Raw genomic sequence first — 22353 nt, 5'->3', positions numbered from 1 at the left:
GCGGCGGAGCGTGCTCAGCTTCGCGCGAGCACCAGCACGCCGATCAGGATGATGCCGATGCCGACGAGCCGCTGGATCGACAGCACCTCGCCGAACAGGTACCAGGCCGCGAACGCGTTGACGACGTAGCCGAGCGACAGCATCGGGTACGCGATCGACACGTCGACCCGCGACAGCCCGAGGATCCAGACCACGACGCTCAGCACGTAGCAGCCGAGGCCGCCGATGATCGGCAGTTGGGTGGCGATCTTCAGCCCGACCGGGATGATGTTCGCGCGGCTGAACTCGAAGTGCCCGACGGCGTTGACGCCGGCCTTCAGCAGCAGTTGCGCAACGGCGTTGAGCATCACGCCGGTGACGATGCAGACGAGCGAAACGGGATTCATGCGATGGGCGTCCTTACGATTGCGGTTTCTCGACGATCACGCGACGGTTGTCGCGCGCGACCACGCGCATCGGCACGCCTTGCTTGACCAGGGCGTCGTACTGGCCGGGCGGCATGATCGCGAGCGCATGGGTTTCCTGCTTCCAGCGCGTGATCCATTCGTCGACGGTCGGAATCCACTTGTTGGGCTCCATCGAGATGCCGAACGCGAGCTCGTCCTGGCGCTGGACCATGATCGTCGTATGGCCCATGTAGAACGGGAACGTGTGATCGAGCATCTCGATCGAGTAGAACGGCGTGTCGGGCGGCAGTTTCGCCAGCTCGGCGCGCACCGTCGGCGCGAGCAGCGCGCCCGAGCTGTAGCGGCCGAACTCGTCGTGCCCGGTGCCGCCGATCGTGCCGAAGGCGAGCCACGCGGCGCCGAACGCGGCAAGCGCGGCGGCGACGCCCGTGCGGCGGTTCAGCCAGGCGGCCCCGAGCGTCAGCGCGGCGGCGACCGCGAGGCCCGCATACAGCCACATCTGGAACGCGCGGTACAGCGCGTTCGGCGTGCGGGCATCGCCCTGGTATGCGAGGAAGATGATCCCGAACGCCGCGGCGACGAAGAACACGAGGTAGCCGAGCAGGTGGCGGCGGAACCGGTCGGCGGTCATCAGCGGCAGGTACGCGCCGATGATCAGCGCGAGCGCCGGCGCGACCGGCAGCACGTACGAGATCAGCTTCGAATGCGACGCGCTGAAGAACAGGAAGATGAATGCGCTCCAGATCAGCAGCACGAGCATCGGCGAGAAGCCGTTCGGCTGGCGCGGCATCCGCAGCGCATGGCGGATGCTCTGCCACGCAACCGACAGCCACGGCAGGAAGCCGACCAGCAGCACGGGCACGAAGTAGTAGAGCGGGCCCGGACGGTTCTGTTCCGGGGTCAGGTACCGGCGAAACTGCTGGACGATGAAGAAGAAGTTGAAGAACTCGGGGTTGCGCTGCTGGACGAGCACGAACCACGGCGTGACGATCGCGAAGAAGATCACGAGGCCGCTCACCAGGTACAGGCGCTTCCAGAGCGCCCAGTCGCGCGCGATCAACGTATAGAGCACGAGCACAGCGCCGGGCAGGATCAGGCCGACGAGGCCCTTCGACAGCACCGCGAACGCCATCGCGGCCCAGCACGCCCACATCCAGTCGCGTGCCGCGGCCGGGCGCAGCCCGGGCCGTTGCGCGAGCAGCAGCGAGCACAGCGACAGCGCCATCCAGAACGCAAGGCCCATGTCGAGCGCGTTGAAGTGGCCCATCAGGTTCCAGTACGGCGACGCCGCGAGCACGACGGCGGCGAGGAAGCCCGACAGCGGGTTGAACAGGCGCGCGCCCGTGAAGCCGACCAGCAGCACGCCGGCGAAGCTCGCGACGGCCGTGTAGAGGCGCGCCTGCCATTCGCCGATGCCGAACCACGCGAACGTGAGCGCGTTCAGCCAGGTCTGCAGCGGCGGCTTCTCGAAATACTTGTAGCCGTTGTAGCGCGGCGTGATCCAGTCGCCGGTGACGAACATCTCGCGCGCCATTTCCGCGTAGCGGCCTTCGTCGCTCGGGATCAGGTGGCGCAGCCCGAGCGGCGCGAACCAGACGATCGCGAGCGCGACGACGAGGAGGACGAGCGTGATGCGGTTGAGCGGTAGCCTCGACGGCGTATCGTTCATGGATTTTCAGCCTGTTGGTTGTTGTGACGGGCCGCCGGCGGGTTGCGCCGGGGGCGGGCGGCCTGCCCGGGCCGATCCGGGGGATCGACCCGCTGCGCCGGCCCGAGTTTTACCGCATCGCGGATTAACGTTCAATTAAGAGCGCGGCGGCGACTTTGCGGCCTTCGGCCATCAGGATGTTGTAGGTGCGGCAGGCCGCCTGGAAATCCATCGTCTCGACGCCGATCCGCTTGGCCGTGAGTGCCGCGACGAGCCGCGGGTGCGGGAAGCGCAGCCGTGCGCCGCTGCCGAAGATGACGAGTTCGGGCGTCGGCTCGAGCAGCATCGCGAAATGCTCGGGCGCGAGCGCGTCGAATGACGACACGGGCCACGTCTGGACCGGCGCGCCGGGCAGCACGATGACGCTCGTTTCATGGCGTTCGAGATTGACGTCGACATAATCGGGGCCGTAGCCGGTGACGGTGTTGAGCGCGCCGCTCGCGTCCTGGTGCAGTTTCAAGTCGGTATTCCGCGGTTCCGAAGGGGAATGTGTTGCAGGGCCACAGGGGGCCCGGAAGGCCGGTTTCGCTTGCCCGGGCACGCGGGACGCCTGACGGCGTGGGCCCGGCGCGGCTATGGTGCATTGCGAAAGTCGGCCAAAATCCGCTAAATTATAACTTTTTGGTCGCCCCCGGGCGCCACTTGCGTCGCGCGTCGCCACAAGCCGCGCCCGACCGCCCGCTTTTCCCCAGTCTAGACAGCGCGCACAGACCGGCCGCTTTCCAGTTTTGATCCCGTCCCCCCGGCCGCAAGGCCAACCCAGGAACCGTGTCGTCGTGAAACCGATTCAGAAGTCGAACAAGCTGCTCAACGTCTGCTACGACATCCGTGGCCCGGTGCTCGAGCACGCGAAGCGCCTCGAGGAAGAAGGCCACCGCATCATCAAGCTGAACATCGGCAACCTCGCGCCGTTCGGTTTCGATGCGCCGGACGAGATCATCCAGGACATGATCCGCAACCTGCCGACGTCGTCCGGCTATTCGGATTCGAAGGGCGTGTTCTCGGCGCGCAAGGCGGTGATGCACTACACGCAGGAAAAGGGCGTCGTGGGCGTCGGCCTCGACGACATCTACATCGGCAACGGCGCGTCCGAGCTGATCGTGATGGCGACCCAGGCGCTCCTGAACGACGGCGACGAAGTGCTGCTGCCCGCGCCCGACTACCCGCTGTGGACGGCGGCGGTCAGCCTGTCGGGCGGCACGCCGGTGCATTACATCTGCGACGAGCAGAACGCATGGATGCCCGATCTCGACGACATCCGCCGCAAGATCACGCCGAACACGAAGGCGATCGTCGTGATCAACCCGAACAACCCGACGGGCGCGCTTTATTCGGACGAATTGCTGCTCGAACTGCTCGAGATCGCGCGCCAGCACGGGCTGATCGTGTTCGCCGACGAGGTGTACGACAAGATCGTCTACGACGGCCTCGAGCACACGGCGCTGGGTTCGCTGTCGGAGGACGTGATCACCGTCACGTTCAACAGCCTGTCGAAGAGCTATCGCTCGTGCGGCTACCGCGCGGGCTGGATGGCCGTGTCGGGCCTCGGCGGCGACAACCGCCGGCGCGCGAAGGATTACCTCGAGGGGCTCGGCATCCTGTCGTCGATGCGCCTGTGCGCGAATGTGCCCGGGCAGTTCGCGATCCAGACGGCGCTCGGCGGCTACCAGAGCATCAACGAGCTGATCGTGCCGAGCGGGCGCCTGTACAAGCAGCGCGAACTCGCGTACGACATGCTCACGTCGATCCCGGGCGTGACCTGCGTGAAGCCGCAGGCCGCGCTGTACATGTTCCCGCGCCTCGACCCGAAGCTTTATCCGATCCAGAACGACCAGCAGTTCATTCTCGACCTGTTGCTCGAGGAGCGCGTACTGCTCGTGCAGGGCACGGGCTTCAACTGGACGACGCCGGACCACTTCCGCGTGGTCTTCCTGCCGAACCTCGACGACCTGACCGATTCGATCAACCGGATCGCACGCTTCCTCGACGGCTACCGCAAGCGCCATTCGGCCTGAGCGGCAGGGCCACACGGTACTCACTACTTCTTACTCATCGATCACACGCAGCATGGAACCGATCAAAGTTGGCCTGTTGGGCTTCGGCACGGTGGGCAGCGGCACCTTCACGGTGCTGGGCCGCAACCAGGAAGAAATCAAGCGACGCGCGGGGCGCGGCATCGAGGTGACGCGCATTGCGGTGCGCAACCCTGCCAAGGCGCTGGCTGCGCTCGGCGGCGACGCCGGCGCCGCGCAGATCACCGACGATTTCAACGCGGTCGTCGATGATCCGTCGATCGCGATCGTCGCCGAGATGATCGGCGGCACGGGCATCGCGCGCGACCTCGTGCTGCGCGCGATCGCGAACGGCAAGCATGTCGTGACGGCCAACAAGGCGCTGCTTGCGGTGCACGGCACCGAGATCTTCGAGGCTGCGCGCGCGAAGGGCGTGATGGTCGCGTTCGAAGCGGCCGTCGCCGGCGGCATCCCGATCATCAAGGCGCTGCGCGAAGGCCTGACCGCGAACCGCATCCAGTACATCGCGGGCATCATCAACGGCACGACCAACTACATCCTGTCGGAAATGCGCGATCGCGGGCTCGACTTCGCGACCGCGCTGAAGGCCGCGCAGGAGCTCGGCTACGCGGAAGCCGATCCGACCTTCGACATCGAAGGCGTCGACGCCGCGCACAAGGCGACGATCATGAGCGCGATCGCGTTCGGCGTGCCGGTGCAGTTCGACCGCGCATACGTCGAAGGCATCAGCAAGCTCGACGCGACCGACATCCGCTACGCGGAAGAGCTCGGCTACCGGATCAAGCTGCTCGGCATCGCGCGCCGCGCCGCAAACGGCATCGAGCTGCGCGTGCACCCGACGCTGATCCCGGAAAAGCGCCTGCTCGCGAACGTCGAGGGCGCGATGAACGCGGTCGTCGTGCACGGCGACGCGGTCGGCACGACGCTGTATTACGGCAAGGGCGCGGGCGCGGAGCCGACCGCGTCGGCCGTGGTCGCGGATCTCGTCGACGTCACGCGCCTGCACACGGCGGACCCGGAGCATCGCGTGCCGCATCTCGCGTTCCAGCCGGACAGCCTGTCGAACACGCCGATCCTGCCGATCGAGGAAGTGACGAGCGGCTACTACCTGCGCCTGCGCGTCGCCGACCAGACGGGCGTGCTGGCCGACATCACGCGCATCCTCGCCGCGTCGGGCATCTCGATCGACGCGCTGCTGCAGAAGGAATCCGAGCAGATCGACGGCGCGAACGGCGAGACCGACATCATCCTGATCACGCACGAGACGGTCGAGAAGAACGTCAACGCGGCGATCGCGCAGATCGAGAGCCTCTCGACGGTGGTCTCGAAGGTAACGAAGCTGCGCATGGAAGCGCTGAACTGAGGACGGAAGGCGACATGAACTACATCTCCACGCGCGGCGCCGGCATCGGCGAGCGCCACACGTTCTCCGACATCCTGCTCGGCGGCCTCGCGAAGGACGGCGGGCTGTACCTGCCGTCCGAATATCCGAAGGTGTCGGCCGACGAGCTCGCGCGCTGGCGCACGCTGCCGTATGCGGATCTCGCGTTCGAGATCCTGTCGAAGTTCTGCGACGACGTGCCGGCCGACGACCTGCGCGCGATCACGCGCCGCACGTACACGGCCGACGTGTACCGCAACACGCGCCATGGCGAGAACGCGTCCGACATCACGCCGCTGAAGACGCTCGGCACCGAGAACGGCGCGGCGCTGTCGCTGCTGGAACTGTCGAACGGCCCGACGCTCGCGTTCAAGGACATGGCAATGCAGCTGCTCGGCAGCCTGTTCGAGTACACGCTCGCGAAGCACGGGCAGACGCTGAACATTCTCGGCGCGACGTCCGGCGACACGGGCAGCGCGGCCGAATACGCGATGCGCGGCAAGGCCGGCGTGCGCGTGTTCATGCTGTCGCCGCACAAGAAGATGAGCGCGTTCCAGACGGCCCAGATGTTCAGCCTGCAGGATCCGAACATCTTCAACCTCGCGGTCGAGGGCGTGTTCGACGACTGCCAGGACATCGTGAAGGCGGTGTCGAACGATCACGCGTTCAAGGCGCAGCAGAAGATCGGCACGGTCAACTCGATCAACTGGGCGCGCGTCGTCGCGCAGGTCGTGTACTACTTCAAGGGCTACTTCGCGGCGACGCAGTCCAACGACGAGCGCGTGTCGTTCACGGTGCCGTCGGGCAACTTCGGCAACGTCTGCGCGGGCCACATCGCGCGGATGATGGGCCTGCCGATCGCGAAGCTCGTGGTCGCGACCAACGAGAACGACGTGCTCGACGAGTTCTTCCGCACGGGCGCGTATCGCGTGCGCAGCGCCGAGAACACCTATCACACGAGCAGCCCGAGCATGGACATCTCGAAGGCATCGAACTTCGAGCGCTTCGTGTTCGACCTGCTCGGCCGCGATCCGGCGCGCGTGATGCAGCTGTTCCGCGACGTCGAGGAGAAAGGCGGCTTCGATCTCGCGGCGAGCGGCGATTTCGCACGGGTCGCCGAGTTCGGTTTCGTGTCGGGCCGCAGCAGCCACACGGACCGCATCGCGACGATCCGCGACGTGTTCTCGCGTTACGACACGATGATCGATACGCACACGGCCGACGGCGTGAAGGTCGCGCGCGAGCACCTCGACGCGGGCGTGCCGATGGTCGTGCTCGAGACCGCTCAGCCGATCAAGTTCGGCGAGACGATTCGCGAGGCGCTCGATCGCGAGGCCGAGCGTCCGGCCGCATTCGACGGGCTCGAGGCGCTGCCGCAGCGTTTCGAGGTCGTGAAGGCCGACGCGCAGCAGGTGAAGGACTTCATCGCCGCCCATACGGGCGCATGACGCGTGGCCGGGCCGCGGGCCCGGCAGCGCAGGACGGCCGGAATGCCGATTCGTCGAACGGATCGGGGTTCCGGCCGTTTCGTTTGGCGGTGCCGCGCCGCGCGGCTGCGGTCAAACCGGCATCGCGCGTGAAACAAGTGCCAGACCCGCGCGTTCGCGCGAATCACAGTTTCCGCATGTCCGCCATATCGCGCGCCCGCGCGACGGCGTCGCTACAATGACGTATTGCATCCAACGATCCCCGATTCCATCGATGTCGAACCCGAATCCCGCGGCGCCGCGCGCGCCGATGCTGTCGACCGCCGAGGCGCTCGCCGCGCTGCTCGATGCCGCGAAGCCGTTGCCCGGCGTCGAAACCGTCGCCACGCTCGATGCGCTCGGCCGCGTGCTGGCGGCCGACGTGAGCTCGCCGCTCGACGTGCCGCCGATGCATACGAGCGCGATGGACGGCTATGCGGTGCGCGTCGCCGACCTGCTGCATGGCGAGCGGCGTTTGCCGGTGTCGCAGCGCATTCCGGCGGGCCATCCGGCCGCGCCGCTCGTTGCCGGCACGGCCGCGCGGATCTTCACCGGCGCGACGGTGCCGCCCGGCGCCGACGCTGTCGTGATGCAGGAGCAGGCGTCGGCCGACGGCGATGCGGTCGAGATCCTGCACACGCCGAAGGCCGGTGAATGGATCACCGCGCAGGGCGCGGATATCCGGCAGGGCTCGGTGATCCTGCCGGCCGGCACGCGGCTCACGCCGCAGGCGCTCGGTCTTGCCGCATCGGTCGGCTGCGCGCAGTTGCCGGTCGCGCGGCGGGTTCGCGTCGCGGTGTTCTTCACCGGCGACGAACTGACGATGCCGGGCGAGCCGCTGAAGCCCGGCGCGATCTACAACTCGAACCGCTTCACGCTGCGCGGGCTGCTGGAGCGGCTCGGCTGCCACGTGACCGACTACGGGATCGTGCCCGATTCGCTCGCCGCGACGCGCGACACGCTGCGCGCGGCCGCGCGCGATCACGACGTGATCCTGACGAGCGGCGGCGTGTCGGTCGGCGACGAGGATCACGTGAAGCCGGCCGTCGAGGCCGAAGGGCGGCTCGCGCTGTGGCAGATCGCGATGAAGCCCGGCAAGCCGCTTGCCTACGGCGCGGTGCGCCGCGGCGACGATCGCCCCGATGCGCACTTCATCGGGCTGCCCGGTAACCCGGTGTCGAGTTTCGTCACGTTCCTGCTGTTCGTGCGGCCGTTCCTGCTGCGCCTGTCCGGCGTGCGCGACGTTGCGCCACGCGCGCTGTCGCTGCGTGCCGACTTCTCGCAACGCAAGGGCGACCGCCGCAACGAATTCCTGCGTGCCCGCGTGAACGCGGCCGGCGGCCTCGACCTGTTCGCGAACCAGAGTTCGGCGGTGCTGACGTCGACGGTGTGGGGCGACGGCCTGATCGACAATCCGCCGCAGCACGCGATCAGCGCCGGCGAGACAGTGCGTTTCATTCCGTTTTCCGAACTGCTGTCGTAACGCGACGGCTTCCCGAACCATGAAGATTCAGCTGAAATTTTTTGCAAGCGTACGCGAGGCACTCGGTGTGGCCGACGAGCAGGCCGACGTGCCGGACAGCGTCACGACCGTGGGCGACGTGCGCGCGTGGCTGCGCGTGCGCGGCGGGGCATGGGCCGAGACGCTCGCGGAAGGACGCGCGCTGCGCATGGCGTGCAATCACGAGATGACCGATCCCGATACGCGGCTCACCGAAGGCTGCGAAGTGGCGTTCTTTCCGCCGGTGACGGGCGGTTGAGGCACCGGCAATGGCAACGGTACGAATCCAGACCGACGACTTCGACCTGAACGCCGAGGTCGCGGCATTGCGTGCGCGCAACCCGAAGATCGGCGCGGTCGCGTGCTTCGTCGGCACGGTGCGCGATCTGAACGAAGGTGATGCGGTTGCCGCGATGGAACTCGAGCACTATCCGGGGATGACCGAGAAGGCGCTCGAGAAGATTGCGGCCGAGGCCGGCCGGCGCTGGCCGGGCATCGACGTCGCGATCGTGCATCGCGTCGGCAGGCTCCTGCCGCTCGACCAGATCGTGATGGTCGCCACGGTTGCGTCGCACCGCGGCGACGCGTTCGCGTCGTGCGAGTTCGTGATGGACTACCTGAAGACCGAAGCGCCGTTCTGGAAGAAGGAAACCACGCCGGACGGCGAGCGCTGGGTCGACGCGCGCAGTACCGACGATGCCGCGCTCGCGCGCTGGGGGATCGAATCGGGCAATACACGACGCTGAGCGCGGCGGCGGCATCGTGCGGCAAGGTGCCGCATGCATGCAAGCGCCGCGCGCGACGGCAACCCGTGACGGCAACCCGTTACGCGTCCGGATCGCCGCTGCGCCCGATGATCTTCGCCGGAAACGGCTCGCCGCGGGCACGCGACGGCAACGCGTGCGGATCGTCGCCCCCGTCGTCCCCGCCGCGGCGGCGCGGTGCGATCGCGTCGAGCAGCGCCTGCTGCTCGGGCGGAATCCGGTAATCCCAGCCGAAGCGGCTCAACTGCAGGCTCTGTGCGATCCGCAGCGCCGGCTCCATGAAGCGGATCGCCGCGGGCGGTGCGTAGCGCGCCTCGACGGTCTTCAGGAACAGCGACAGCCAGCGGCTGAAATGGGCCGGCTCGATCCCGCCGAGCGGCTGGTGCGCCTGTTGCACGTTGCCGCGATAGCCCTTGGTGCCGAGCACGAGGCTCGACCAGAACGTGACCATCTTCGGCAGGTGGTCGTCCCAGCGGCCGGCCAGCCTTGCGTCGAACACGGGCCCGAGCAGCGGATCGGTGCGCACGCGGTCGTAGAACGCGTAGACGAGATCGCGGATGTTTTCTTCGGTCGGCTCGGCGTCGCGAGGGCGGGCCGGTGCGGGTTCGGGCGAGGCGGGCAGGACGGTCATGGCAAAAAGGGCCGGGAGAGACAGACAACGACGGGGCGGCGGCGCCGGCATCGGGCAGGACGCCGGCCGGATTTTGACGCAAAATAGCGACCAACGACCCCTGAAAAACGTGTAGATGTCACGCATCTTATTGCGCGCGCGCCATCCCGGCAACCCGGGGCCGCGGAACAGGGCTGTCGACCGGCCCCGTGCGCATCCCGATCGGCCCGGCTCACGTAAATGGGACACGATCGATCTCTTCCGTATTCACCCATGAGACTCACCGACTACACCGACTATTCGCTGCGCGTGATGCTTTACCTTGCCGTGCGCGGCGAGGGACTCGCGACGATCCAGGAGATCTCGGACGCCTACGGCATCTCGAAGAACCATCTGATGAAAGTCGTGCAGCAGCTTGGCGAGCTGGGATGGGTCGACACCGTTCGCGGCCGCAATGGCGGGCTGAGGCTGTTCCCCGAATCGCTGCAACTGACCGTCGGCCAGGTCGTGCGCGCAACCGAGAGCGATTTCGCGCTGGTCGGCTGCTTTTCGGCCGAAGGTGAGTCGCGCGGCTGCGTGATCGAGCCGCAGTGTCGCCTGAAGGGCGTACTGGCGGCCGCGCGTGACGCGTTCTTCGCCGAACTCGACCGTCACACGCTCGGTGAACTGGTCGAACCCGCTGCGCCGCTCATGGCGCTGCTCGGCATTCGCCCGGTCGTGCGCGTGCATCCCGCCGCGCCGCTGCCGGAAGACGCGCCCGTGTCCGTCGAGCCGCCGTCGACGGCCGACTGATACGCGAGCGCCGCGCCCTGCGACCCGGCAGCGGCCCGTCCCGGGGCCGCTTTGAGGATATCCATCGATTTTTGCGCTGAATCAACCCGAATTACGCTTGAAAGCCGCATAACCATCCTCACCTTGGTGTTAATCGAAAATTGGAGGTCTCGACAAAATGAGAATCGACAAGCTCACCACCAAGTTCCAGGAAGCACTCGCTGACGCGCAAAGCCTTGCGGCCGGCCGCGACAATCAATACATCGAACCCGTTCACGTGCTGGCCGCGCTGGTCGCGCAGCAGGACGGCTCCGCCCGCTCGCTGATGTCGCGCGCGGGTGTTCACATCCAGGCGCTGCAAGGCGCGCTGAACGAAGCGATCTCGCGCCTGCCGCAAGTGACGGGCACGGGCGGCGACATCCAGATCGGCCGCGAGCTGGCCGGGCTGCTGAACCAGGCCGACAAGGAAGCGCAGAAGCTCAACGACACGTTCATCGCGAGCGAGATGTTCCTGCTCGCCGTGTCCGACGACAAGGGCGAAGCCGGCAAGCTCGCGCGCCAGCACGGCCTCACGCGCAAGTCGCTCGAAGCCGCGATCGCCGCGGTGCGCGGCGGCTCGCAGGTGCACAGCCAGGATGCGGAAAGCCAGCGCGAGGCGCTGAAGAAGTACACGGTCGACCTGACCGAGCGCGCCCGTGCGGGCAAGCTCGATCCGGTGATCGGCCGCGACGACGAAATCCGCCGTTCGATCCAGATCCTGCAGCGCCGCACCAAGAACAACCCGGTGCTGATCGGCGAGCCGGGCGTCGGCAAGACCGCGATCGTCGAAGGGCTCGCGCAGCGGATCGTCAACGGCGAGGTGCCGGAGACGCTGAAGGGCAAGCGCGTGCTGTCGCTCGACATGGCCGCGCTGCTCGCCGGCGCGAAGTATCGCGGTGAATTCGAGGAGCGCCTGAAGGCGGTGCTCAACGACATCGCGAAGGACGAAGGCCAGACGATCGTCTTCATCGACGAAATCCACACGATGGTCGGCGCGGGCAAGGCCGAAGGCGCGATGGATGCGGGCAACATGCTGAAGCCGGCGCTGTCGCGCGGCGAGCTGCACTGCATCGGCGCGACCACGCTCGACGAATACCGCAAGTACATCGAGAAGGATGCCGCGCTCGAGCGCCGCTTCCAGAAGGTGCTCGTCGACGAGCCGAGCGTCGAGGCGACGATCGCGATCCTGCGCGGGCTGCAGGAGAAGTACGAACTGCACCACGGCGTCGACATCACCGATCCGGCGATCGTCGCCGCGGCCGAACTGTCGCACCGCTACATCACCGATCGGTTCCTGCCCGACAAGGCCATCGACCTGATCGACGAAGCCGCTTCGAAGATCAAGATGGAAATCGATTCGAAGCCCGAAGAGATGGACAAGCTCGACCGCCGGCTGATCCAGCTGAAGATCGAGCGCGAAGCCGTGAAGAAGGAGCAGGACGAAGCATCGCAGAAGCGCCTGCAGCTGATCGAGGAAGAGATCGAGCGCCTCGGCCGCGAATATGCGGACCTCGAGGAGATCTGGACCGCCGAGAAGGCCGCGGTACAGGGCAGCGCGCAGTTGAAGGAAGAGATCGAGAAGGTGCGGGCGGACATCGCGCGTCTGCAGCGCGACGGCAAGCTGGAGAAGGTCGCCGAACTGCAGTACGGCAAGCTGCCGCAGCTCGAGGCGCAGCTGAAGCAGGTCACGCAGGCCGAAGAGCAGGAGCAGCACAACCCGACGCGTCCGCGCCTGCTGCGCACGCAGGTCGGTGCCGAGGAAATCGCGGAAGTCGTGTCGCGTTCGACCGGGATTCCGGTGTCGCGGATGATGCAGGGCGAACGCGAGAAGCTGCTGCACATCGAGGAAAAGCTGCACGAGCGCGTGGTCGGCCAGGATGAGGCGATCAGCGCGGTGGCCGACGCGATCCGCCGTTCGCGCGCGGGTCTCGCCGATCCGAACCGTCCGTACGGCTCGTTCCTGTTCCTCGGCCCGACGGGTGTCGGCAAGACCGAGCTGTGCAAGGCGCTGGCGACGTTCCTGTTCGATTCGGAAGAGCACCTGATCCGCATCGACATGAGCGAGTTCATGGAGAAGCACAGCGTCGCGCGGCTGATCGGCGCGCCGCCGGGCTATGTCGGTTACGAGGAAGGCGGTTACCTGACGGAAGCCGTGCGCCGCAAGCCGTACAGCGTGATCCTGCTCGACGAGATCGAGAAGGCACATCCGGACGTGTTCAACGTGCTGCTGCAAGTGCTCGACGACGGCCGCATGACGGACGGGCAGGGGCGCACGGTCGACTTCAAGAACACGGTGATCGTGATGACGTCGAACCTCGGCTCGCAGGTGATCCAGGCGATGACGGGCGCGCCGCAGGAAGAGATCAAGGACGCGGTGTGGCTCGAGGTGAAGCAGCATTTCCGCCCCGAGTTCCTGAACCGGATCGACGACGTCGTCGTGTTCCATGCGCTCGACCGCAGCAACATCGAGTCGATCGCGAAGATCCAGCTCGCCCGCCTGCACGACCGGCTCGCGAAGCTCGACATGGCGCTCGACGTGTCGCCGGCGGCGCTCGAACAGATCGGCAAGGTCGGCTACGATCCGCTGTTCGGTGCGCGGCCGCTGAAGCGCGCGATCCAGCAGGAGATCGAGAACCCGGTCGCGAAGCTCATCCTCGCGGGCCGTTTCGGTCCGAAGGACGTGATCCCGGTCGACGTCAACGACGGCAAGTTCGTGTTCGACCGCGTCGTTCACTGATCGCCTGCCATCGGCTGCCCGCCCGGTTCGCGCCGGGCGCGCAAAAACAAACACCCCGCCTCGGCGGGGTGTTTGCTTATGGGGCGGCCAAAACCGCCGCCGGGGCAGTCAGCCGGCGTGTTGCGGGCTCAGCCCTGTTTGTTGCCGCCGAACATGCCCGCGAGTTGCGTGAGCGTGCCGAGCACGTTCGACGTATCGACCTGGCCGCCTGCCGGCACTTCGCCGTTCGGCGTCGCGCCGTTGACGACGTGCGGCAGCACCTGCGCGAGGATCGACGAAGCCTGCGACGGATCGATGCCGACCTTGCTCGCGAGCGAGCCGACGACGTCGGAGCCGAGCACGTTCTGCAGCGTGTCTGCCGAGATCGGCTGGTTTTCGCCGTTGCCGACCCACGAGCCGATGATGTCGCCGGCGCCGCCGGCCTTGAATTTCTCGATCAGGCCGTTCAGGCCGCCCGGCTGGTTGTTGATGAATTCGAGCGCGGTCGTGATCAGCGCGCTTTGCGAGTTGCCGCCGGCCTGGCCGCCGAGCAGACCGCCAACGATGTCGAGGAGACCCATGGTGCTTCACCTTTACTGAAAAGGGCGTCGTGACGACGACGCCCGTTGAACGAATGCCGCGCGCACGCCGTCGCGCGCGCGGCGCACATCAGGCGCCCGACGCCGCGGCGGCGGAGGCTGCCTTGTCCTTCTTGTTTTTCTTCTTCGAACCCTTCGTCGCCTTGGTCGACGACGCGGCGGCCGGTGCGCTCGCACCCGTGTCGGCGGATGCCGCTGCGGCCGCGGCGGCCTTTTCCTTCTTCGACGCGCGCTTGGTCTTGGCCGGTTTCGCCGCCGTGTCCGGCGCGCTTGCCGCCGGTGCCGGCGCAGTGGCCGTCGTACCGGCCGTTGCGGTCGTGGACGTCGACGCGGTGCCTGCCGACGTCGTTGCCGACGGGGGCGCCGGTGTCGTCGCGGCCGGCTTCGACAGTTTCACGCCCTTCGGCGGCGTCGACGAGCCGCCGATCGTCAGGCCGTTTTCCTCGAGATGGCCGACCGACTTCGTGCCGAGGCCCTTTACGCGGTTCGCGAGATCGTCCGCGTCCTTGAACGGGCCGTTCTTGGTGCGTTCGTCGATGATCGCCTTCGACTTCACCGGCCCGAGACCCTTCACGGATTCGAGCGCGGCCTGGTCGGCCGTGTTGACTTCGACGGCCGCGGCAAGGCCTGCGGCGAGTGACAGCGACAGCGCGACGAACAGCATCAGCAGCTTTTTCAGCATGGCAAAGGCTCCCTGGTTCTGATTCTGACGGATGAATGGCTGTTGCAACGGACGGCGGGCGAGACTTGGCCGGGCGTCGCCGTTAAGCATAGGACAAATGCGTGCCCTTTTTAAGACAGGCTGACCGAATCTTGCTGAAGGCTTGCGGCGCTGTAAAGACCGAAACCCGTGCCGGGCGGCGGTTTTGACCATTCTTTACGGTGTCGCAGGGTGTCGTGGGTCGTCGTCGCGCTGGCCGTTCAAAAGCGCTTGACTTAGAGTTGACTCTAACTCCTAACCTTGTTCCTGCCATGTCGAAAACCGTATCCAAACCTTCCGCCACCGGTCCGCTGACGATCGGGCAAGTCGCCGAGCTGACCGGCTTGTCCACGCATACGCTGCGCTACTACGAGCAGGCCGGCCTGCTGCGTGCGATTTCGCGCACGGCGGCCGGGCACCGGCTCTATGCGCCGGCCGACCTTGACTGGCTGGCCTTCGTGATGCGCCTGAAGGCGACCGGCATGCCGATCGCGCAGATGCAGGAATTCGCGGCGCTGCGCGCGCAGGGCGAGCCGACCTTCGGTGCGCGGCGCAGCCTGCTGGTCACGCATCGCGACGCGGTGCGCGCGCATCTCGCGGAGCTGCAGGCGAGCCTCGACGTGATCAGCGACAAGATCGCGTACTACGAGGCACAGGAGCGTGATGCGGCACGACGGGCAAAACCCTCTCACTCCCCATCGGAACAGGACGAACACCATGGAACGACTCGTTGAAGACCGCTACACGCGCGGCTGGAACAAACTGAAGGAAATCGACGGGGAGGTGGGCGAACGCGTGATTGCAGCGCTTGCGCCGATCGCCCCGGACTTCGCACGGCTGCTGGTCGAGTTCGGCTTCGGCGACATCTACAGCCGGCCGCAACTCGACCTGAAGGCGCGCGAGATCGCGACGATCTCGGCACTGGCCGCGCTCGGCAACGCGCAGCCGCAGTTGAAGGTGCATATCGAGGCCGCGCTGAACGTGGGCTGCACGCGCGACGAGATCGTCGAGGTGTTCATGCAGATGTCCGTGTACGCGGGTTTCCCGGCCGCGCTCAACGCGCTGTTCGCGGCGCGTGAGGTGTTCGCGCGGCTCGACGAAGCCGCCGCAGAGGAAAACGACGCGCACGACGCGCATGACGCGGTCGGGCAGCTCGCGTGACGGGGCACGCGTCGGCACCCGCGCGTCACGCGCGGTGCGGCGCGACGATCCGGTGCTTCGCGATGCGCCGGTACAACGTCGCGCGCGAGATGCCGAGCGCCTGCGCGGCGGCGTCGGGCCGCCAGCGGTGCGCGGTGAGCGCCGCGACGATGCGGCCGCGCTCGTCGTCAGGCAGGGTGCCGATCGACGCGCCGCCGAGCTGCGCGGCGATATCGGCGGGCAGATCCTGTCGCATCACGCGCGCGGCGTCGCACACCGCGCACGCATAGCGCAGCACGTTGCGCAACTGCCGGACGTTGCCGGGCCACGGATACGCGGCGAGCTGTTCCGCGAGCGTTGCATCGAGTGTCAGCACGTGGCCGGTTGCCTGCGCCTCCTCGGCGAACACGGTGGCGATCACGTCGCGCACGTCCGCGCGCGCGCGCAGCGGCGGCAGTTCGAACGTCGCGCCGCTCAGCCGGTAGTACAGATCCTCGCGGAACGTGCCGTCGGCCACCATGCGCGCGAGATCGCGGTGCGTCGCGCAGATTACGTCGAGATCGACGCGCACGGGCGTATCGCTGCCGAGCGGCACGACCTCGCCATCGGCGAGCACGCGCAACAGGCGTGTCTGCAGCGCGAGCGGCATGTCGCCGATTTCGTCGAGGAACAGCGTGCCGCCGTCGGCGAGTGCGATCTTGCCGCGCGCGCCGTGCTTGCGTGCGCCGGTAAACGCACCGGCCGCGTAACCGAACAATTCACTCTCGATCAATGCTTCCGGCAGTGCGCCGCAGTTGACGGCGACGAACGGCCGCGCGCGCCGCGCGCCGGCGTCGTGGATCGCGCGCGCGAACACTTCCTTGCCCGCACCGGTCTCGCCGAGCACGAGAATCGGCAGCCGCTTGCTCGCGACCCGCAACGCGAGTTCGGCCTGTTGCGCGATATGCGCATCACTGCTGTGCAGGAACGGCGTCAGCGCGCCGACGTGGCGTTGCGTGGTGCCCGGGCGGCGCGAGGCCGTGCCGGGCTCGCGGCCGGTGCGCCGTAGCGGCGCGCGCAGCCGCGCATAGAGCGGCGCGCCGGTCGCGCGCAGCCGCAGCGCGACGATCGCATCGAGCCGCGCGGCATCGCGCAGCGGCATCTCGGTCGCATCGAAGATCTCGTCGATATGGCGCGGTTCGCGCAACGCGGGCAGCGCGTCGCGCGCCTGCCGGTTCGCGGCGACGATATTGCCGCATTCGTCGAACGCGATCAGCCACTCGGGTTGCGCTTCGACGTAATGACGATTCGGATGCCCGAACAGGATCCAGTGCTGCGCGGTGCTGTGCACGAAGTAGCCGTCCTCGATCAGTGCCGCGCTCTGCCGCACGAGCTGATAGACGAGACGCTGGCTGTCGCGGCCGTCGGGCGATTGAACGGCCGACGCGTCGAGCACGCCGATCAGCTCGCCGCCCGGCGAGAAGATCGGCGCCGCGCTGCAGGTGAGCGTCGTGAAGGCCGCGCGAAAGTGATCGGTCTTGTGCACGGTGATCGGCGCGAGATCGGTCAGCACGTTCGCGACACCGCAGGTGCCTTCTTCGCTTTCCGACCAGCACGAGCCGATGTGCAGCCCCGCATGACGGAAGTCGTTGCGGCGTTCGCGATCGATCCGGTAGTCGATCGTCACGCCGTGCGCGTCGGTCAGCATCACGCAGTAGTCGGCGACGCGGATCATGTCGTGCAGCCGCGTCAGGCACTGGCCCGACGCGCGCAGAAAGGCCTCCTCCTTGTCGCGCACTTCGCGCAGCTCCGCCGCGGTCAGCACGCGCGGGCCGATCGACGAAGCGGGGTCGAGACGGTAGCGCTCGAGCGACCGTTGCCACGATGACACGAGGCGCGTGGATTCGGCCGGCGCGGGCAGGCGTCCGGCGAGCGCGCCGAGCACACGGTCGGCGTGCTGGGCCTGGGGGACGGCGTAAGGCATGGTCGGCTCCGTTTCCGTACGGCGGGGAATGCGATGTTCTTGTAGCACATCCCGTTCGACGGATCACATTGCATCGCAGCACGCGGCGGGCGTGAGACGTTCGTCTCACCGGTATCGCGCGCTGTCTCGTGTCGCTGAGACGCACGCATGTGCGGCATGCGCGGATCGTCCGGCATGACGCGGCCCGCGCGGCACCGCGACAGCGCGGGGTTTGCGGGCGCAACGGCGCGCTTGCAGCGGCGTCGCGGCGGCCGTTTCGTCGCATCGACGGGGTGAGACGAACGGGCGGAATTGCCGCGCACGCCGTGGCTCCGGCAGCGAACCGGCGGCGTCGACATTCCCGCCGCGCCAGCGTGCACACGGGTTTCACGGTCATCGCACGCACGATGGCACGCCGCTTGCAGAGATCACGGGCAGGTCGGCGCGGTCGCGTCGACGATGAAGATCCGCCGCCCGGCGATGGCAGCGGACGAGACAGGCAGGGCCGCGGCGTACACCCATGCGCCGGGGCCGGCCAACTGGATGGAGACAAACCCGTGACGACGCCCGTTACCGTCGGCGTGATCGCGAACCCCGCATCGGGGCGCGACATCCGCCGCCTCACGACGCATGCCTCCGTGTTTCCGACGGCGGAGAAGGCGAACATGATCGTGCGCCTGCTGGCCGGCCTCGGCGCGATGGGCGTCGAGCGCGTGCTGACGCTGCGCGACCGCACGGGCATCGCGACGCTGCTGCTGCGCGCGATCGACACGCATCGCGCGGTCGCGCCGCACGAGCGCTGGCCCGAGGTCGAATTCGTCGACCTGCCGATCACCGATACCGTCGCCGATACACAGGCCGGTGCCGCGTACCTGCACCGGATGGAAGTCGCGCTGATCGTCGTGCTCGGCGGCGACGGCACGCATCGCGCCGTGGCCGCGCACTGTGGCGCGACACCGCTCGTCGCGCTGTCCACCGGCACCAACAACGCGTTCCCCGAACATCGCGAGGCAACCGTCGCGGGCGTCGCGGCAGGACTCGCCGCGACCGGCGCGGTGCCGGCCGAAGTCGCGTTCACGCGCAACAAGCGGCTCGTCGTGCGCTGCGTGGCGGGTGCGCAGCCGGGGCGCGAGGAGATCGCGCTCGTCGACGTGTGCGCCGCACGCCAGCGTTTCATCGGCGCCCGCGCGATCTCGGGGTCCGACGACATCGATTCGCTCTACCTGACGTTCGCGGAACCGGACGGGATCGGCCTGTCCGCGCTCGGCGGCGCGTGGGCGCCGCTCGAACGCAGCGCGCCGCACGGGCTCGCGATGCGTTTCGCGGCCGAAGGCAACGCGGCCGGCACGCCGCTCGTCGCGCCGATTGCGCCGGGCCGCGTCGATCGCGTCGTGATGCGCAGTTGCGAACGGCTCGAGCCGGGCGCGTGGCAGACGATCCCGTTCGAGCGCGGCACGCTCGCGTTCGACGGTGAACGCGAGATCGAGGTCGCGCGCGGCGATCGCTACGAGATCTCGCTCGACTGGCGCGGGCCGCTGACGGTCGATGTCGGCCGCACGCTGCGTTACGCGTCGTCGCGGCAACTGCTGCGCGATGCCGGTGCGTGGCACGACTGAGCCGCCGCTTTTTCGCATGACATTTCGACATCCATAACGATCCTCAAGGAGACATTGCCATGACGGCTTCACTCGAAGGACAGGTCGCCATCGTCACGGGCGGCGCGCGCGGCATCGGCCGCGGCATTGCGCTGACGCTTGCCGGCGCGGGCGCCGACATCCTGCTGGCCGACCTGCTCGACGACGCGCTCGACGCCACCGCGCGCGAGATACGCGCGCTCGGCCGGCGGGCGGCGGTCGCGAAAGTCGACGTCACGCAGGCCGCGCAGGTCGACGCGATGGTCGCGCAGGCGCTCGCCGAACTCGGCCGGCTCGACATCCTCGTGAATTGCGCGGGCGTGATCAGCATTCATCCGGTCGCCGAACTGACCGAGCGCGACTGGGATGTCGTGATGGACGTGAACGCGAAGGGCACCTTCCTCGGCTGCCGCGCGGCGCTCGCGCACCTGAAGGCGCAGGGCCGCGGCCGGATCATCAACGTCGCGTCGATCGCCGGCAAGGAAGGCTTTCCGAATCTCGCGCACTACAGCGCATCGAAATTCGCGGTCGTCGGCTTCACGAACGCGCTCGCGAAGGAGCTTGCGCGCGACGGCGTGACCGTCAACGCGATCTGCCCCGGCATCGTCCGTACCTATATGTGGGACCGTCTGTCCGACGAATGGAAGGCCGACGGCGAAACGGTCGAGGAATCGTGGCAGCGGCACCAGTTGACGCTGATCCCGCAGGGCCGCGCGCAGACACCGGAAGACATGGGCCGGCTCGCGCTGTTCTTCGCGACGATGGACAACGTGACGGGCCAGGCCGTGAACGTCGACGGCGGCTTCACGTTCCACTGACGGCCGCAGGCCGTGCAATCCGTCGCCACGGCATCGCCGCGGCGGCATTCGCAGTCAGACCTACCCAGGAGACACACATGACCGTTTCGACACAGCTCAGCAGGGACAAGCTGCTGGACGCCTACCGGCTGATGCGCACGATCCGCGAATTCGAGGAACGCCTGCACGTCGAATTCGCGACCGGCGAGATCCCCGGCTTCGTTCACCTGTACGCGGGCGAGGAGGCGTCCGCGGTCGGCACGATACTGCACCTCGGCCTCGACGACTACGTCGCAACCACGCACCGTGGCCACGGCCATTGCATCGCGAAGGGCGTCGACGTGCACGGGATGATGGCCGAGATCTACGGCAAGAAAACCGGCGTCTGCCACGGCAAGGGCGGTTCGATGCACATCGCCGACCTGTCGATGGGGATGCTCGGCGCCAACGGGATCGTCGGCGCGGGCGGCCCGCTCGTGTGCGGCGCCGCGCTCGCGGCGAAACACAAGAAGACGGGCGGCGTCGGCGTGTGCTTCTTCGGCGACGGCGCGTCGAACCAGGGCGTGATCTTCGAATCGATGAACCTCGCGTCGGTGTGGCGGCTGCCCGCGATCTTCGTGGCCGAAAACAACGGCTACGCGGAAGCGACGTCGTCGAGCTGGTCGGTCGCGACCGACAACATCGCCGATCGCGCGAACGGGTTCGGGATGCCGGGCGTGATCGTCGACGGCTTCGACTTCTTCGCGGTGCACGAAGCGCTCGGCGAAGCCGTCGAGCGCGCGCGCAACGGCGGCGGCCCGACGCTCGTCGAGGTGAAGTTCACGCGCTATTTCGGCCACTTCGAAGGCGACGCGCAGACCTATCGCGCACCCGGCGAGGTGCAGAAGCTGCGCGACGAGAAGGACTGCCTGAAGCATTTCGAGACGCGCGTCGTGCGGGCCGAAGCGTTGACGACCGCCGATCTGCGCGCGGTCGATGCCCAGGTGAAGGCGCTGATCGACGACGCGGTCGCGCAGGCCAAGGCCGCGCCGCTGCCCGACGCAGCCGACCTGCTGACCGACGTCTACGTGTCGTACCCGTGAGCGCGGCCTGACACCGCGGCCGACACGGCGAACCGAACATTCCAGGAGACAGACATGGCAAGGAAGATTACTTATTCGCAGGCGATCAACGAGGCGCTCGCGCAGGAAATGGCGCGCGACGACAGCGTGATCGTGATGGGCGAGGACAATGCGGGCGGCGCGGGCGCGCCGGGCGAGGACGACGCGTGGGGCGGCGTGCTCGGCGTGACGAAGGGGCTGTTCCACAAGTTTCCGGGCCGCGTGCTCGATACGCCGCTGTCGGAGGGCGGCTACATCGGCGCGGCGGTCGGTGCGGCCGCATGCGGGATGCGGCCCGTCGCGGAGCTGATGTTCATCGACTTCATGGGCGTGTGCTTCGACCAGATCTTCAACCAGGCCGCCAAGTTCCGCTACATGTTCGGCGGCAAGGCCGTGACGCCGGTCGTGATCCGCGCGATGTACGGCGCAGGGCTGCGCGCGGCCGCGCAGCACTCGCAGATGCTCACGTCGCTGTTCACGCACATCCCGGGGCTGAAGGTCGTGTGCCCGTCGACGCCGTACGACGCGAAGGGGCTGCTGATCCAGGCGATCCGCGACAACGATCCCGTGATCTTCCTCGAACACAAGCTGCTCTATACCCGCGAAGGCGACGTGCCGGAGGAGTCCTATGCGATTCCGTTCGGCGAGGCAAACGTGATGCGCGACGGCGACGACGCGACGATCGTCACGTACGGCCGGATGGTGCATCTCGCGATGGACGCGGCCGCGACGCTCGCGAAGGACGGCATTCAGGTCGACGTGATCGATCTGCGCACGACGTCGCCGCTCGACGAGGAAACGATCCTCGAAAGCGCGGAGCGCACCGGGCGCGTCGTGGTCGTCGACGAAGCGAACCCGCGCTGCTCGATCGCGACCGACATTGCCGCGCTCGTCGCGCAGCGCGCGTTCCATGCGCTGAAGGCGCCGATCGAGCTCGTGACCGCGCCGCACACGCCCGCGCCGTTCGCGAGCGTGCTGGAAGACCTGTATATCCCGTCCGCCGATGCGATTGCGCAGGCGGTCCTGAAGACGAGGAGCTGACACG

General features: G+C 67.7%; 21 protein-coding genes. 14 read left to right on the top strand and 7 right to left on the bottom strand.

Annotation, left to right across the window (positions count from 1 at the left end; translation table 11 throughout):
- Window positions 1-14 precede the first annotated feature (14 nt).
- From L810_RS01180 to L810_RS01170, 3 genes are all read right to left on the bottom strand, one after another.
- Window positions 15-386, bottom strand: a complete 372-nt coding sequence (locus L810_RS01180; RefSeq protein WP_021156511.1) for an EamA family transporter — start codon at window positions 384-386, stop codon at window positions 15-17.
- 13 nt (window positions 387-399) lie between these two features.
- Window positions 400-2076: a glycosyltransferase family 39 protein gene (locus L810_RS01175; RefSeq protein WP_021156510.1), complete on the bottom strand. Its 1677-nt coding sequence runs from the start codon at window positions 2074-2076 to the stop codon at window positions 400-402.
- A 124-nt stretch (window positions 2077-2200) separates the two neighbouring features.
- Window positions 2201-2575, bottom strand: coding sequence for an Mth938-like domain-containing protein (locus L810_RS01170; protein WP_021156508.1), 375 nt, complete (start codon window positions 2573-2575; stop codon window positions 2201-2203).
- Between the two features lie 316 nt (window positions 2576-2891).
- Here L810_RS01170 and L810_RS01165 point away from each other — a divergent pair, with 316 nt between their 5' ends.
- The 6 genes from L810_RS01165 (at window position 2892) to L810_RS01140 (ending at window position 9242) form a co-directional block, all read left to right on the top strand.
- Entirely contained in the window at window positions 2892-4130 is a 1239-nt protein-coding gene (locus L810_RS01165; protein WP_021156506.1) for a pyridoxal phosphate-dependent aminotransferase, read from the top strand.
- 52 nt (window positions 4131-4182) lie between these two features.
- Window positions 4183-5511 carry a homoserine dehydrogenase gene (locus L810_RS01160; protein ID WP_021156505.1) on the top strand — a complete coding sequence of 443 codons (1329 nt, stop codon included), beginning with the start codon at window positions 4183-4185 and terminating at the stop codon, window positions 5509-5511.
- 14 nt (window positions 5512-5525) lie between these two features.
- A complete protein-coding gene (thrC, locus tag L810_RS01155; RefSeq protein WP_021156504.1) occupies window positions 5526-6977 on the top strand; it encodes a threonine synthase in 1452 nt (483 codons plus the stop codon).
- Window positions 6978-7230: 253 nt separating this feature from the next.
- Window positions 7231-8478 (top strand): molybdopterin molybdotransferase MoeA, encoded by a 1248-nt coding sequence (locus tag L810_RS01150; protein WP_042972751.1) that lies wholly within the window; start codon window positions 7231-7233, stop codon window positions 8476-8478.
- A 19-nt stretch (window positions 8479-8497) separates the two neighbouring features.
- The gene (moaD, locus tag L810_RS01145) at window positions 8498-8755 is read left to right on the top strand and encodes a molybdopterin converting factor subunit 1 (protein WP_011352296.1); all 258 of its coding nucleotides are present in this window, start codon (window positions 8498-8500) and stop codon (window positions 8753-8755) included.
- A gap of 10 nt (window positions 8756-8765) precedes the next feature.
- Window positions 8766-9242, top strand: coding sequence for a molybdenum cofactor biosynthesis protein MoaE (locus L810_RS01140; protein ID WP_021156501.1), 477 nt, complete (start codon window positions 8766-8768; stop codon window positions 9240-9242).
- Between the two features lie 79 nt (window positions 9243-9321).
- Here the strand turns inward: L810_RS01140 and L810_RS01135 are convergent, their stop codons facing one another.
- Complete coding sequence (locus L810_RS01135; RefSeq protein ID WP_021156500.1) at window positions 9322-9891, bottom strand: group III truncated hemoglobin; 570 nt, start codon at window positions 9889-9891, stop codon at window positions 9322-9324.
- A 252-nt stretch (window positions 9892-10143) separates the two neighbouring features.
- Here L810_RS01135 and L810_RS01130 point away from each other — a divergent pair, with 252 nt between their 5' ends.
- A complete protein-coding gene (locus L810_RS01130) occupies window positions 10144-10662 on the top strand; it encodes an Rrf2 family transcriptional regulator (protein ID WP_042972750.1) in 519 nt (172 codons plus the stop codon).
- Window positions 10663-10819: 157 nt separating this feature from the next.
- Window positions 10820-13417, top strand: coding sequence for an ATP-dependent chaperone ClpB (clpB, locus tag L810_RS01125; RefSeq protein ID WP_021156498.1), 2598 nt, complete (start codon window positions 10820-10822; stop codon window positions 13415-13417).
- A 128-nt stretch (window positions 13418-13545) separates the two neighbouring features.
- Here clpB and L810_RS01120 read toward each other — a convergent pair whose 3' ends face one another.
- Together L810_RS01120 and L810_RS01115 are read right to left on the bottom strand one after the other, a co-directional pair.
- Window positions 13546-13977 carry a YidB family protein gene (locus L810_RS01120; protein WP_021156497.1) on the bottom strand — a complete coding sequence of 144 codons (432 nt, stop codon included), beginning with the start codon at window positions 13975-13977 and terminating at the stop codon, window positions 13546-13548.
- 88 nt (window positions 13978-14065) lie between these two features.
- Window positions 14066-14677 carry a ComEA family DNA-binding protein gene (locus tag L810_RS01115; RefSeq protein ID WP_021156496.1) on the bottom strand — a complete coding sequence of 204 codons (612 nt, stop codon included), beginning with the start codon at window positions 14675-14677 and terminating at the stop codon, window positions 14066-14068.
- A 290-nt stretch (window positions 14678-14967) separates the two neighbouring features.
- On the opposite strand from L810_RS01115, the gene L810_RS01110 reads away from it, so the two are divergent.
- Together L810_RS01110 and L810_RS01105 are read left to right on the top strand one after the other, a co-directional pair.
- Window positions 14968-15429, top strand: coding sequence for a MerR family transcriptional regulator (locus L810_RS01110; protein WP_021156495.1), 462 nt, complete (start codon window positions 14968-14970; stop codon window positions 15427-15429).
- The gene (locus L810_RS01105) at window positions 15413-15856 is read left to right on the top strand and encodes a carboxymuconolactone decarboxylase family protein (RefSeq protein WP_021156494.1); all 444 of its coding nucleotides are present in this window, start codon (window positions 15413-15415) and stop codon (window positions 15854-15856) included. Before L810_RS01110 ends, L810_RS01105 begins: the two co-directional genes overlap by 17 nt.
- 25 nt (window positions 15857-15881) lie before the next feature.
- On the opposite strand, the gene L810_RS01100 is transcribed toward L810_RS01105, so the two are convergent.
- Window positions 15882-17798: a sigma-54-dependent Fis family transcriptional regulator gene (locus L810_RS01100; RefSeq protein WP_021156493.1), complete on the bottom strand. Its 1917-nt coding sequence runs from the start codon at window positions 17796-17798 to the stop codon at window positions 15882-15884.
- Window positions 17799-18334: 536 nt separating this feature from the next.
- Between L810_RS01100 and L810_RS01095 the strand changes: the two genes are divergently transcribed.
- The 4 genes from L810_RS01095 (at window position 18335) to L810_RS01080 (ending at window position 22349) form a co-directional block, all read left to right on the top strand.
- A complete protein-coding gene (locus L810_RS01095; RefSeq protein WP_021156492.1) occupies window positions 18335-19393 on the top strand; it encodes an ATP-NAD kinase family protein in 1059 nt (352 codons plus the stop codon).
- Between the two features lie 59 nt (window positions 19394-19452).
- Window positions 19453-20229 (top strand): SDR family NAD(P)-dependent oxidoreductase, encoded by a 777-nt coding sequence (locus L810_RS01090; protein ID WP_021156491.1) that lies wholly within the window; start codon window positions 19453-19455, stop codon window positions 20227-20229.
- A gap of 77 nt (window positions 20230-20306) precedes the next feature.
- Window positions 20307-21290: a thiamine pyrophosphate-dependent dehydrogenase E1 component subunit alpha gene (locus L810_RS01085; RefSeq protein ID WP_021156490.1), complete on the top strand. Its 984-nt coding sequence runs from the start codon at window positions 20307-20309 to the stop codon at window positions 21288-21290.
- Window positions 21291-21344: 54 nt separating this feature from the next.
- A complete protein-coding gene (locus L810_RS01080; RefSeq protein WP_021156489.1) occupies window positions 21345-22349 on the top strand; it encodes an alpha-ketoacid dehydrogenase subunit beta in 1005 nt (334 codons plus the stop codon).
- Window positions 22350-22353 lie beyond the last annotated feature (4 nt).

The organism is Burkholderia sp. AU4i, assembly GCF_000466765.1.
Taxonomy (GTDB): domain Bacteria; phylum Pseudomonadota; class Gammaproteobacteria; order Burkholderiales; family Burkholderiaceae; genus Burkholderia; species Burkholderia cepacia.
Note: the sequence above shows the minus strand (reverse complement) of the source record. Positions and strands in the feature narration are given on the sequence as shown.